Raw genomic sequence first — 12,259 nt, 5'->3', positions numbered from 1 at the left:
GCTTCTTTTATCGAAGCAATTTAAAAAAATGATCTGCTGTTTTCGTGATTACAGTTGCATCTTTCAATGTTTCTGAAATAAATAACGCTCCCTCAAGATTTGTAATAAAAAGTGATGCAACCTCATCAATATGAATCGTATTTCTGAATTCTCCATTCTCTACCCCTTGTTTAAGTAATAGAGAAACTTTCTCTTGTAATCCTGTAAAAAAAAGACCTATTTTTTCTTTTATTTGCGTGGCCTGTGTAGGACTTTGAATATAAAGAGTAATAAATGGACAGCTCCCCTTATACTCTCTCGACTGAACTCCTTGTGATAATTGCTTTAAAAACAGTTGGATACGATCTTCAACTAAAAATTGGTTCTGAGAAAGTACGTCATCAATTGCAGATTGATACATTTCAATCCAATAATCAACGACTCCTTCTAATAATTGTTCCTTATTAGAAAAGTGATAATACACATTAGACTTTGAAACTTTGCTTACACGTACTAATTCATCCATACTTGTATAAGCAAACCCTTTTTCTAAAAATAATGTTGCAGCTACTTCAATCACACGTTTTTGATTCATTAATTTTACCTTTGTCATAACTAGAACTATATAGTACTAATTTAAATATTGCAAGTATTTATGTTAATTTTTAAAAAATTTCCGTTAACATTGATTTTACTGCAAAAAAAATCTTATTTTGAATAAAGTTGAACTGAACCCCGAAATTGTTAATTTATTATCGTCTAATAGGGGTCACCATATATGCCCATCAACTTAAGAAAAAGAAATGCCCCCAAAACGAAAAAATGAGCACCTTCTCAGAATAACTATCTGTAGAGAAAGAAAATTTTAATTTAGGGGGATATGAAAATATTAGCTTGATGATGATGGGGTAGTACCAACGAGTCGCTTAGAATTGTAAATCTGTCTTTTCATAATCCTACTCCATAAAGAAAAGACACCCTAAAGTGCCTTTTATCGATTTGAATTATTTATTGTATGTAGTTCATATTCGTTAGCATAAAACTCTTTTATTAGTTTTATTTCATTCGTATCTGGATTAAACTTAAATATTTTAATTTGATTAGATTCGTCTTTGTATGCAAATGTATACTCACCAACTTGGGTCATATTGCTGGTATTTAAGATAGGATCGCTACCGTGATCAGTAATTTCCACAGTTTTCTCACGATCCCAAAACGCGATGACAATAATCAAAATGATGAGGTATACACGTATGAAACGTAGTTCTCTTGCAACAGGATGTTCCATCTGTTAGTTTCTTTTACTGTTTGATAGAGTCTGTTTATAAAAGAGATAATTGCAATGAATATAAATAAAAAAGACACCGTAAAGTGTCTTTTTTATTTTAGTTATGCGCATTACTTAATAAGACGCTAGTTCCTCAGTCTGGCTATGAGTAACTATGTAGGGTAATTCTATTATAACATTTTAACCAGTAATGGGTCTATATGGAATTTTATTGATTTTCTTTTTGATTATTCAGAATGACTTACCAAGTATTTGGATGAGGAAAGCAGTGAGACAGAAGCGACTAAACTTGTTTTAGAAGAGTGTCTTCTTTTTTGTATCATTGTGAGTAAAGTGTAGAGTTATATTTCCCTTTACACGAAGATAACGGTATACTGTAGTTAAGTTAAGTAAACTTAACTATTAAGCGAAACGAAATAAAAGCATGGAGGAATAACGCTATGACTAGAACTTATAAAGAAGTAATTAATGAAATGAACCGAGCTTATAATGAATTCTACATTTTACTATTTCAGGAGTTAAAAGATGAGTTCGGTCTTACAGGACAGCAAGAGAGCATGCTATTTCATATTAATTTAAATGAAAACACGACAGCAAATCACATTGCGACTACCTTTAATGTATCCAAAAGTGCCGTTAGCCAAGTTTTATCGAAATTGGAGAAACAGAAGATGATTTCAAAACAAGTAAACCCTAATAATAAAAGGGAGTATTTTCTTACACTTGGTCCAAACGGTAGTAAGTATATAGAGCGGTTGTCTGAGTTAGATGATGTATTAATTGAGAAATACTTTTCTAAAATCGATATAAATGCCCTAGAGCAAATGACAGAGACGTTAACGAAAATAAATAAAGTGATATTGGAAGAAAAGCAGAAGGATCTTGATTGTAATGAGTAAGAACTTAGATGAAGCAATTAGTAGAAAGGAGGGGAAGCATGTGATGAGTTACATACTAAATATGATTACGATAGCAAATTTTGTGTGTGGGCTTTTGGCTATTCATGCTGTTTTCGTTGACGATATGTACGGTGCAGTTATGTTCATTATTACAGGTATGGTCCTTGATTTGTTTGATGGCATGGTCGCTCGGAAACTTGATTCTGTTTCAGAAATTGGTGGAGAGTTGGACTCATTTGCGGATTTAGTTACTTTTGGTGTGGCACCATCTATTCTTGCATATAATGCCTCATTAAAAGATTTGCAGTCTATCGGGATGATATGCGCGCTCGCTTATAGTATTTGCGGAATGCTTCGGCTTGCGAGATTTAACACACAGCAAAGCAAACTCCCGACATTTATCGGAATGCCGATACCATTCGCGGCAATGTGTCTCCTTATTTTATGTTTTTTAAAGAATCCAGTTTCCGTGGCGTTTGGTACATGCGTACTCGCTTATTTAATGGTGAGCAAAATCAAATTCCCTCATTTAAAAAAAGATATAGCTGAAAGCTTGAAGCTTGGAAGATTGGATTGATGATACGGAACTACAATGAGAAAGATAAAGGAGAATAACATGATTCGTATGGCATTAAGATCATTCAACATACAAATGTATTGTTTGCTAGGCGTAATGTTATTGGGATGGCTCGTGACACCTTTTTCAGCCCAGTTTGTCGGGATAAGCATTGGCCTTTTGGTGAGTATGTACTGCGCCTGGATTTTAGGAAGGCGTATTGAAAAGTTCGGAGATAGCATTGTAAAAAAAGAAAAAGCACCGATGCTCGGAATGATAAATCGGTTCGCAGCGGCAATACTTGGCGCGATTATTATGTATGAAATTGAACATCATGAATTCATGTGGACATTTGCAGCTGGAATTATGGGTGGGTATTTCTTGATTATTATTAATTTGGGGTATTACAGTATGAGGGATGCGAAGGAATAGAGTGAAAACTAAGTTTAAGCATACTGTTGCCTAACAATGAATAGCGGATTATTAAGAAGAGCAATAATTAAACCCAACATAAGATTTAAGAAAAATTTTATATTTACCCCACTTTTTATTTTAAAAGTTTTTCCTATCCTATAAACAAGTTACATCAAGGAGGAGACTGAAAATGAAGAAGTGGGGATTTTATATTTTTAATATATTCCCTATATTCGAAGACAAAGTAGAAGATTAAATATATGAACAAAGTACCAGTTCTTGAACTATGTTCTAAAATAATAGATGAAAATGTAAAGTTAGGGGATTCCACATGCATACAGGAGTTTTGATGAGTTATTTATATACTTATTTTTTTACTATTATGTTTTGTATTATGTTTCAAATTGGATTTTATTTTAAAGCGAAAAGAAACATATCTATTCGGCATTTTCTATGGGTATATATTTTTCTATTCTATCTTTCGCTAGTGTATAAGGTGACGCAGATTGCGACTGTATGGGATATAAGTAGATATGAAACGTGGATTCGTGTAAATCAAATCAATTTGACTCTATTTGATACGGCGGGTAGTACTACGTATCTTTTGAACATCGTACTGTTTATGCCATTAGGTTTTTTATTGCCGACTATTTGGCCGCAGTTTAAAAAAATGAAAAACACCGTATGCGCGGGATTCTTTTTTTCATTGGCAATTGAGTTAAATCAATTACTAAATAATAGAATTACAGATATTGATGATTTATTTACGAACACCCTCGGGGCGATTATTGGGTATTTATTATATAGCGTTTTATTTAAAATGATATGTAAAAGAGATGAAAAAAAGTTTGATACGAATTCTTCTCTAGTCATAAAATACGAGGCTGTTTTTTGTTTAGTGTGTTCATTTGTAGGTGCGATGTTAATTTATTATCCAGCTTTATTTGGAAGACCTGTAATTATTCAGTGAGGTGATTAAGAATTTCTTGTTAACGCCTGTACGATATTTCAATTTGCAAAAAGCCTTTAACACGTTTGAAGTGACCCCCGAAAGTTAGACAGGTCGTTTCATTAGGCAGCCTCTAGGGTATGAGCCCGGTATTGTACTGGGCTCATACCCTTTAATTTTGCCTTAATTCTTTTATGATTATAGTATTCTATATACTTTGCTAACTCTTGTTTGAAATGTGTTATACTTTCAAATTCTTTTCGATACAGAAATTCCGATTTCATGATACCGAAGAAATTTTCAATAACGGCATTGTCATAACAGTTTCCTTTGCGAGACATACTTTGAGTTATGCCACAATTCTTAAGAGAATGACGGTATTGTTTCATTTGATAGTGCCAACCTTGATCAGAGTGAATGAGGAGTTTATCCGGATCGGTTACACAATAAAGGGCTTGGTCCAACATCGTTGAAACAAGGGAATAGGTCGGTCTTGAACCAATTGTATACGTGATAATTTCACCATTAAATAAATCCAACATTGGTGATAGGTATAACTTCTCCCCAAATAACTTAAACTCCGTAATATCTGTAACCCACTTTTCATTTGGTTTTTCAGCTTGGAAGTTGCGATTTAAAATATTTGGTGCAATTTTCCCAACTGTCCCTTTGTAAGAGCGATATTTTTTCATACGAACCAGACATTTTAACCCTAATTCTTTCATAAGACGATACACTTTTTTATGATTTACTTTGTGTCCACGATTCATAAGTTCATCACGAATACGACGATAACCATAACACCCATCGTGTTCATTATAAATAGCTTGAATCAGTTCTTTTACCTCCGCATTTGGATCAGGACGATTAAAATGTTTCATCCAGTAATAGTACGTACTACGTGGAATGTTTGCGAGTTGAAGTAACTCCTTGATAGGAAATTCATGCCTTAACTCGTAGATTACTTGCGCTTTGTCTTGTTTGGTGATTTTTCTTTGTTTTGAACTAAGGCATTCAACTTTTTTAAATATGAATTTTCCATACGTAAACGCTCATTTTCCGCTTGTAAGGCTTCGATTGATCCTTCATCTACTGGTTTTATTTTTTTATCTTTCATGGTTGGACGCCCCTTTTTCTTTGATTGTAGGGCATCCAATCCTCCTGTTTCATAAGCTATTTTCCATTTCCGAAGTGTTTCATAAGACGGTATATTGAAAAGTGCCGCTGTTTCTCTGATAGATGTCCCGTGTTCATTCATATAATAAAGTACATCTAGTTTATACTGGGCTGGGTAGAATGTATAGCACTTTTCAAAGGCCTTTTCACCTGAAGACTCATATCGTCTAATCCACTCACGAAGTACGCTAGGGTTAACTCCTATAGATTTAGCAATTGTTTTTCCACTTTCTGTACCATCTAAATATCGTTTCACCGCTTGGATTTTTTCTTTTGAAGAAAATTTAGCCATAAAAAATGCACCTCCAATTGTTAGACTGTGTCTAACAATTGGGGTGCACTTCAGCAGAAGGTGGCTTGTTTCGGTATTAATTTATTTTAACTATTCATGTCTGAATGGCCTTTTTGGAGCAATTAGCTCTAAATTAGTACCATCTGGATCGGGGAAGTAGGTAACTCCCCTACCAAATCCAGTTTTCTAGCCGTCTTCTTGAAAGATAATTGGTTCGTCATCTGGGTGCTATCCTATGCCCATCAAGCTAACAAAATGGATTGCTTCTGAAACAAAAAATGATTTTTATTACTATAAAAAACGTAAAGTATCTGTTTTTAGAAAAAATTAATTTTTATAAATTGATGGAGATATAACTTAATTCTTTTATATATTTAGTTAAATATGATTGTTAGAATGAACTTAAAGTAATTATGATTTCTAGAAATGCAAACTGATGTTTTGAATTGGTTTAAAGTTGCTGGAACAAAATAAAACCAATTGAGCAAAAAAACTTGCAAAAATAAAAAGAGAGGTGTATATTAATTGATGTATCAATAATTGATATATCAATTAATGTTTTGACAAGAAAGAAAAGGAACATTTTATGAAGGAAATGTTCGTAAATATCAGTGGAGAAGAACGCAAAATACTTATTCATGTTCTATTACAGATGCAAAAAAATGTGGAGAATATTAAAGAATAGAGAGTGTAGGGGGCAGAATAGTGTGGAAATAATCGCAGCTATTTTAGTCGGGATCGTAGCATTAGAACATTTGTTTATCATGATCCTTGAAATGTTTTTTATTGATTCAAAAGTAGCAAAACGTGCTTTCAAATTACCGAAGCATTTAGAAGGAGATCGAAACGTAGCCATTATGTTTGCAAACCAAGGTTTATATAATGGGTTTTTAGCGGCTGGTCTCATTTGGGGACTTGTACTTGGGCTCAATCCAATTGGTTATATGGTCCAATTATTTTTCGTGATTTGTGTGGTGATAGCAGCTATTTTCGGAGGTTTCACATCTAATAAATCAATTATTGTGAAACAAGGACTTCCAGCTGTTTTAGCACTGGTTGCCCTTTTATGTATAATATAGAATCAAATTTTCTCAATAAAAGAAATCATTTTTGAAAAGAATACGCTATTCTTTCTTTAGAATTATAGGAAAGGATGGCGTTTTTTGTATGTTTATTTCTATATGTAGTGAATTATAACTATTCTCTCAAGGGACTCAACTGCTTTTCAGCTTTTGGATATATTTTCATCCATCTTTGTTTCCTCCTATTGTTGGATAGTGTAATAATTGATAAAAATTTTGATGAAATTGGATTATAACGATTGATCAAAAAAGTTAGTGATTAAAAATATTATTCTTTAGTACATACATTTTTAAGATGTTAAATATATTTCATAATAGTCTCTGTAAGATAGGGATAAGTAGAATAGTACTTTTTATAACTTTGAATGTCATTCATAATAGCACCAGTAAGAAGAAAACAAGCTTTACGGTACTACTAGTTACCAAAGATGTTACAGTAGTTTATTTAGAATCAAATTGATTGAAAGGTTGTACTATATGGCCTAATAATTTCGAAAAAATGTCGGTGTGGCATAAAACAATTATGGAGGTTAAAGATATGAGTACTTCAAATTTGAATGAAATAAGTAAACAAATTTTAAAAGAGGAGGAAACACTTCAATTTTCCTCTTTTACAAATGAAGATGCCTTGCAAATAGGTTTATTTATCGTTGAAACAGCGAAGAAAGAGGGGAAATTGATTGCTGTTGATATAACGAAAAATGGTGTGCAATTATTTCATTTCAAGATGACAGGGACAAATGAGGAAAATACGAAATGGATTGAGCGTAAAAAACGAGTCGTTTCCCTACATGATCGTAGCTCGTATTATATGCAGATACAAAGTGAAATAACTGGAATTTCATATAATGAAAAATATCTTTTAGATACTTCGGAATATGCTGCGTTTGGTGGATGCTTTCCTATCAGAATAAAAAACGTAGGGGTTATTGGAATGATAACAGTTTCAGGATTACCACCAGAAGAAGATCATGAATTGGTTATAAGAGCGGTGAAAAATCAGTTGAATCAGTAATGAAAGTATTTTTATACTTTCATATTAGATAATGGAGTATTATAAGCAATTATTAATATGTAAATCCTTATGAGATGTTAATTATTAAATAAGTGACCAGTATGGTTTCTACTACAGTTCGTTAGTAATATTTAGTTAAATTTAAAATGTAAAAAGCCAGGTAATGCATTATTCATGCTACCTGGCTTTTTAACTATCAATTTAAGCTTATTTTCATGTTTGTGTAAATATGAAACAAGCAGGATACATGAATAGAGAATGGGTAAAATAATACCGAATGATGATTAGATTTTATGAATGATGTTATAAGGCTTTTTTTAGGGAAACTGAAGGAAGCAGTGTGTTTAGATTTAGAATGACTGGCAATGGGTGATAGGAAGTTCAATGATTCAAAAATGAACTCATTTAAACGCATATTATCTTTGAGATGTATCCTTTTGAAGAATATTAAAACTTAGGAGGAATGGAATTATGACAAAAGATTTCTATACTGCACTGAAAGAAAGACGTACTTACTATGGAATTAATAAAGAGGTACAAGTATCGGATGAAAAAATTAAAGAAATTGTGGAGTTTGCTGTGAAATATACTCCATCAGCTTTCAATTCTCAAACTGCGCGATTAGTTGTATTATTTGGTGAAGCTCATGATAAATTATGGGATATTACAACTGAAACATTAAGAAAAGTAGTTGGAGATGGAGAATTCTCAGGAACGCAACAAAAAATGGATTCTTTTAAAGCTGGTTATGGAACAGTACTATTCTTTGAAGATGAGGCTATCGTTAAATCGCTTCAAGAAAAATTTGTTGCATATGCTGAAAACTTCCCAATTTGGTCACACCAAGCATCAGGTATGCACCAATTAGTCGTGTGGACAGGTTTAGAAGCAGAGGGATTAGGGGCATCTTTACAACATTATAATCCATTAATTGACGATGAGGTAAAACAAGAATGGAATGTCCCTGCTAATTGGAAACTAATTGCACAAATGCCATTTGGTAATCCAACAGCTGCACCAGGTGAAAAAGAATTCCAACCACTTGAAGAGCGTGTGAAATTTCATAAGTAATATTCGAATGTAATAAAATGGAAATTTAATCAGTGGTGGTCTTACTGTCCGCAAATAGCAGGAGAAGCTAACTGTATTGTAAAAATAAAACTGTTTAGTAATAAAAAAACTTATTCGTTTTTTTATTAATCGAGTATGTATGAATAAAAGATTTTAAAACACTATTTTAATCTGTAAGGTAACAAGGTGATCGTTTTGATCACCTTGCTTTATTTCTTACATTTTATTTATTAAAAAACGCTAGCTTTTCATAAATGCTTGAAAATTTAGCGTTTTAATAATAGGTATCTGTAATTTGACACTTAAAACTATATACGAAAAAGCTTTTATGTTATTCCTCAAGTTCTATCCATTCCTGTGACCATTCTTCTATTCCGCGAATAATAGCTTCTAAAGCAAATCCTTTTTGAGTTAAAGAATATTCTATACGAACTGGTGTCTCAGGAAAGACTTTACGTTCGACAATTCCTTCTAGTTCTAATTCTTTCAATCTTTCTGAAAGTAATCTTCCGCTAACAGGAAGAGAAGATTCAAGCGTACAAAAGCGCTGAGATCCAGAAAAAAGTTGGTAAATAATTAGTGATGTCCATCGTTGACTAAAAAATTTCATTCCTTTTTCAAAGCGAGGGCATAATGTAGAATCATTCATTTTCCTTCACCTCCTAAAATAAATTATATAACATCTTACTATTAGTAACAAATGTTTTTATAATTAATTACTTGACGTAAATTAATTACGAATGTATACTCACTTACATAAAGTAACTAAGTTGTTTTATGTAACTAAAACTCTTTTCTTTAAATGGCCAAAGTTGTAATGATACATATTGCATATAAGCTGAGAGAAAAAAGAATAGCATCTGTAAAAACACTTACGTTGTGTAAGTTAAACAATAAAAAATATAACAATGGAAGAGAATTTTAGAGATTCTCTATACTAGGAGGTACCTAATGGTTACAACAGATACAATTCATATGTTAGAAGATAAAATTCAATTTATACATCAAGATGGAAAGGATATTTATTTAGTAGGCCCTATCAAATTGCCAATTAATTTATATGGGGAGACTAAAGTTTTTCAATGGTATTCTTGGTTACAATGTAGTGAGGGTACAAATAGTGTAGAAGGGGTTATTGAAAAACTTTCATCTATTAATTTAGCTGATATGCAGCAATCTAGTGTGCTTGTATATGGTGATTTTGAGAATTCTGAAGATGGCCTAATTCGTATGCATAGTATTTGTCACACCGGTGATATCTTTGGTAGTAAACGTTGTGACTGTGGATTCCAATTAAAGCAGTCTTTACAAATGATTACAGAACATGGTTCAGGCGCATTATTTTACTTAGCGAATCATGAAGGAAGAGGAATTGGCTTGTTTAGTAAAGCTATGACGTACCTCTTGCAAGAAAATGGGTTGGATACAGTAGAAGCTAATCTGAACCTAGGTTTTGAAGATGATGTTCGAAACTATGATGATACAATTGAAGTATTAAAAGCGCTACGCTCAAAACCTGTAAAACTTATTACAAATAATCCGAAAAAATTAGAAGCGTTACAAAAAGCTGGATTAAATGTTACGAGTCGTGAACCGTTATGGGGTGATGTCTCAGAGTTTAATGAGAAATATTTGCAAACGAAGATTCAGCGTTCTGGACATTTTGAAGGGGGACACTTACATGCTTGAGCATGAATTGTATATGAAGCTAGCACTAGAAAATGCCAAGGCTATGAAGGGACAAACGACTCCAAATCCATTGGTTGGATCTATAATTGTAAATGATAACCGAATTGTAGGGGTCGGAGCACATATGAAGGCTGGAGAACCACATGCTGAAATACATGCGATACGTATGGCGGAAGAACAGGCGCGTGGTGGTACAATCTATGTAACTCTTGAACCTTGTTCTCATCATGGAAGAACAGGGCCTTGTGCAGAAGCAATTGTACAAGCAGGAATTAAGAAGGTAGTAGTTGCTACACTTGATCCAAACCCGCTTGTTTCTGGACGTGGAATTAAAATTCTACAAGATGCAGGTATTGAAGTACTTGTAGGAGTGTGTGAAGAAGAATCTAAAAAGATGAATGAAGTCTTTAATAAATATATTTTGACAAAGCGCCCATTTGTAACGATTAAATCAGGAGTTACATTAGATGGGAAAATTGCTACTTCTTTATCGGATAGTAAGTGGATCACATCTACAGAAGCGAGACAGGAAGTACACCAAATACGAAATGAAAATGCAGCCATTTTAGTAGGAGCAAATACTGTACAAGAGGATAATCCATCATTGACAACGCGTATTCCAAATGGGCGAAATCCAATTCGAGTAATATTGGACTCAACATTACGCATACCAATGGAAGCTAACGTTATTACAGATGGAGAAGCTCCTACCTGGATATTTACAACAAGTAATCATGCAGCGGAAAAAAAGAAAGCATTAGAAAATGCAGGAGTCAAAGTATTTGTTACTAGCGGAGAAAAGCATATAAACTTATATGAAATGCTTGATGTTTTAGGGGAAAAAGGAGTTTCCTCCCTGCTTATTGAAGGTGGTGGAGAGGTAAATGCTTCGTTTATTGAAAATAAATTAATAGATAAACTGATTTTATATATTGCACCTAAAATGATTGGGGGTAGAATGGCGCCTAGCTTTGTAGAGGGGGCTGGTATTACTAAAATGCAAGATGCAATTGAATTTAAGGATATATCATTTACCCAGGTTGGAAAAGATTATAGATTTATTGGTTACCCAGAATATCAGAAAGGTGAGAAATAAGGAGAATAAAAACTACTTATATTTTCCGATAAATGGATTGCAGAAAGGAGCGATGAAGAGTGAAGTTTGGATTTGATATCGATGATACGTTAATTGATTTAAGGCAGCATGCTTTTCATTTATATAATAAAAAATTAAACAAAAAAGTAGGATTGGATGTATTTCATTCTTTAAAAACAATTGAAATTCATGAAGCATTTGGCATGACTTCGGAGGAAGGTAGTCATATGTGGAATAGTTTGCTGGATGAGATTTATTATACTTCTTGTTCACCGTTTCCATATGCAGTAGAGACATTGCAAGAATTAGAAAGACAGGGACATGAAATATACTATATAACAGCGCGACCTAAAGAGCATGGAGAGCAAACAAAAAAATGGTTAATAGAAAAAGGTTTTCCGGTACATGAAGATCGCTTTTTCTATGGAATGAAGGATGAAGAAAAAATACACTTCATACAAGAAATAAAATTAAACTATTTCTTTGATGATAAGCCGGCAGTCTTAGAAACGTTAATAGGAAAACCGATAAATGTGTATGCAAAAACTACTTCTTACAATCAACATCTCAATATCCCGCGAATTACAAGTTGGACGGAGTTAGGAAATATTATAAAGAAAGAAATGCGAGGATTTAACTGGAAAATCAAATAGAGCCAAGAGCATATTGAGTGTTACAATTTTAGAGGAAAGACATAGGTGTTATGTCTTTCCTTATTTTTTTAATACTATCGTTTTTATTAGTGTGATGTGC

14 protein-coding genes are annotated in these 12,259 nt (G+C 33.0%); 10 read left to right on the top strand and 4 right to left on the bottom strand.

Annotated elements, in window-relative coordinates:
- Nucleotides 1–7: 7 nt before the first annotated feature.
- Complete coding sequence (locus F3I02_RS30170; protein WP_001072299.1) at nucleotides 8–574, bottom strand: TetR/AcrR family transcriptional regulator; 567 nt, start codon at nucleotides 572–574, stop codon at nucleotides 8–10.
- Nucleotides 575–970: 396 nt separating this feature from the next.
- Nucleotides 971–1,267 carry a YmzC family protein gene (locus F3I02_RS30165; protein WP_000400974.1) on the bottom strand — a complete coding sequence of 99 codons (297 nt, stop codon included), beginning with the start codon at nucleotides 1,265–1,267 and terminating at the stop codon, nucleotides 971–973.
- A gap of 440 nt (nucleotides 1,268–1,707) precedes the next feature.
- On the opposite strand from F3I02_RS30165, the gene F3I02_RS30160 reads away from it, so the two are divergent.
- From F3I02_RS30160 to F3I02_RS30145, 4 genes are all read left to right on the top strand, one after another.
- Entirely contained in the window at nucleotides 1,708–2,166 is a 459-nt protein-coding gene (locus F3I02_RS30160; RefSeq protein WP_000198943.1) for a MarR family winged helix-turn-helix transcriptional regulator, read from the top strand.
- Nucleotides 2,159–2,743, top strand: a complete 585-nt coding sequence (gene pssA / locus F3I02_RS30155; protein WP_196478699.1) for a CDP-diacylglycerol--serine O-phosphatidyltransferase — start codon at nucleotides 2,159–2,161, stop codon at nucleotides 2,741–2,743. Before F3I02_RS30160 ends, pssA begins: the two co-directional genes overlap by 8 nt.
- Nucleotides 2,744–2,782: 39 nt before the next feature.
- Nucleotides 2,783–3,154, top strand: a complete 372-nt coding sequence (locus F3I02_RS30150) for an ATP synthase subunit I (protein ID WP_000620605.1) — start codon at nucleotides 2,783–2,785, stop codon at nucleotides 3,152–3,154.
- Between the two features lie 313 nt (nucleotides 3,155–3,467).
- A complete protein-coding gene (locus F3I02_RS30145) occupies nucleotides 3,468–4,106 on the top strand; it encodes a VanZ family protein (RefSeq protein WP_000556870.1) in 639 nt (212 codons plus the stop codon).
- A 101-nt stretch (nucleotides 4,107–4,207) separates the two neighbouring features.
- Here the strand turns inward: F3I02_RS30145 and F3I02_RS30140 are convergent.
- Nucleotides 4,208–5,553 (bottom strand): IS3-like element ISBth10 family transposase gene (locus tag F3I02_RS30140; protein WP_085960089.1). Its coding sequence is split into 2 segments (ribosomal slippage): nucleotides 4,208–5,112 and nucleotides 5,112–5,553, totalling 1,347 coding nucleotides; the frame shifts between segments, so codons are not numbered across the junction.
- A gap of 707 nt (nucleotides 5,554–6,260) precedes the next feature.
- Between F3I02_RS30140 and F3I02_RS30135 the strand changes: the two genes are divergently transcribed.
- The 3 genes from F3I02_RS30135 (at nucleotide 6,261) to F3I02_RS30125 (ending at nucleotide 8,721) form a co-directional block, all read left to right on the top strand.
- Complete coding sequence (locus F3I02_RS30135) at nucleotides 6,261–6,632, top strand: DUF1304 domain-containing protein (RefSeq protein ID WP_000402471.1); 372 nt, start codon at nucleotides 6,261–6,263, stop codon at nucleotides 6,630–6,632.
- Nucleotides 6,633–7,134: 502 nt separating this feature from the next.
- Entirely contained in the window at nucleotides 7,135–7,650 is a 516-nt protein-coding gene (locus F3I02_RS30130) for a heme-degrading domain-containing protein (protein WP_116777641.1), read from the top strand.
- A gap of 471 nt (nucleotides 7,651–8,121) precedes the next feature.
- A complete protein-coding gene (locus tag F3I02_RS30125) occupies nucleotides 8,122–8,721 on the top strand; it encodes a nitroreductase family protein (protein WP_000158943.1) in 600 nt (199 codons plus the stop codon).
- Between the two features lie 331 nt (nucleotides 8,722–9,052).
- Here F3I02_RS30125 and F3I02_RS30120 read toward each other — a convergent pair whose 3' ends face one another.
- On the bottom strand, nucleotides 9,053–9,370 hold the full coding sequence (locus F3I02_RS30120; protein WP_196478698.1) for a winged helix-turn-helix transcriptional regulator: 318 nt from the start codon (nucleotides 9,368–9,370) through the stop codon (nucleotides 9,053–9,055).
- Between the two features lie 302 nt (nucleotides 9,371–9,672).
- Here F3I02_RS30120 and F3I02_RS30115 point away from each other — a divergent pair, with 302 nt between their 5' ends.
- From F3I02_RS30115 to F3I02_RS30105, 3 genes are read left to right on the top strand one after another with little or no spacing between them, the layout of a single operon-like run.
- Complete coding sequence (locus F3I02_RS30115) at nucleotides 9,673–10,410, top strand: GTP cyclohydrolase II (RefSeq protein ID WP_196478697.1); 738 nt, start codon at nucleotides 9,673–9,675, stop codon at nucleotides 10,408–10,410.
- A complete protein-coding gene (gene ribD / locus F3I02_RS30110) occupies nucleotides 10,403–11,506 on the top strand; it encodes a bifunctional diaminohydroxyphosphoribosylaminopyrimidine deaminase/5-amino-6-(5-phosphoribosylamino)uracil reductase RibD (RefSeq protein WP_196478696.1) in 1,104 nt (367 codons plus the stop codon). The genes F3I02_RS30115 and ribD overlap by 8 nt, the downstream gene beginning before the upstream one ends.
- 59 nt (nucleotides 11,507–11,565) lie before the next feature.
- Nucleotides 11,566–12,159 (top strand): 5' nucleotidase, NT5C type, encoded by a 594-nt coding sequence (locus tag F3I02_RS30105; protein ID WP_151522588.1) that lies wholly within the window; start codon nucleotides 11,566–11,568, stop codon nucleotides 12,157–12,159.
- Nucleotides 12,160–12,259 lie beyond the last annotated feature (100 nt).

It is taken from the genome of Bacillus sp. SRB3LM (assembly GCF_015712745.1).
Taxonomy (GTDB): domain Bacteria; phylum Bacillota; class Bacilli; order Bacillales; family Bacillaceae_G; genus Bacillus_A; species Bacillus_A thuringiensis_K.
This window is presented reverse-complemented; position numbering and strand designations above follow the sequence as displayed.

Bases quoted from the DNA above. Each gene is read 5' to 3' on its own strand.
- F3I02_RS30170 (WP_001072299.1), bottom strand. From the start codon at position 574: ATGAATCAAAAACGTGTGATTGAAGTAGCTGCAACATTATTTTTAGAA.
- F3I02_RS30165 (WP_000400974.1), bottom strand. From the start codon at position 1,267: ATGGAACATCCTGTTGCAAGAGAACTACGTTTCATACGTGTATACCTC.
- F3I02_RS30160 (WP_000198943.1), top strand. From the start codon at position 1,708: ATGACTAGAACTTATAAAGAAGTAATTAATGAAATGAACCGAGCTTAT.
- pssA (WP_196478699.1), top strand. From the start codon at position 2,159: ATGAGTAAGAACTTAGATGAAGCAATTAGTAGAAAGGAGGGGAAGCAT.
- F3I02_RS30150 (WP_000620605.1), top strand. From the start codon at position 2,783: ATGATTCGTATGGCATTAAGATCATTCAACATACAAATGTATTGTTTG.
- F3I02_RS30145 (WP_000556870.1), top strand. From the start codon at position 3,468: ATGCATACAGGAGTTTTGATGAGTTATTTATATACTTATTTTTTTACT.
- F3I02_RS30130 (WP_116777641.1), top strand. From the start codon at position 7,135: ATGTCGGTGTGGCATAAAACAATTATGGAGGTTAAAGATATGAGTACT.
- F3I02_RS30125 (WP_000158943.1), top strand. From the start codon at position 8,122: ATGACAAAAGATTTCTATACTGCACTGAAAGAAAGACGTACTTACTAT.
- F3I02_RS30120 (WP_196478698.1), bottom strand. From the start codon at position 9,370: ATGAATGATTCTACATTATGCCCTCGCTTTGAAAAAGGAATGAAATTT.
- F3I02_RS30115 (WP_196478697.1), top strand. From the start codon at position 9,673: ATGGTTACAACAGATACAATTCATATGTTAGAAGATAAAATTCAATTT.
- ribD (WP_196478696.1), top strand. From the start codon at position 10,403: ATGCTTGAGCATGAATTGTATATGAAGCTAGCACTAGAAAATGCCAAG.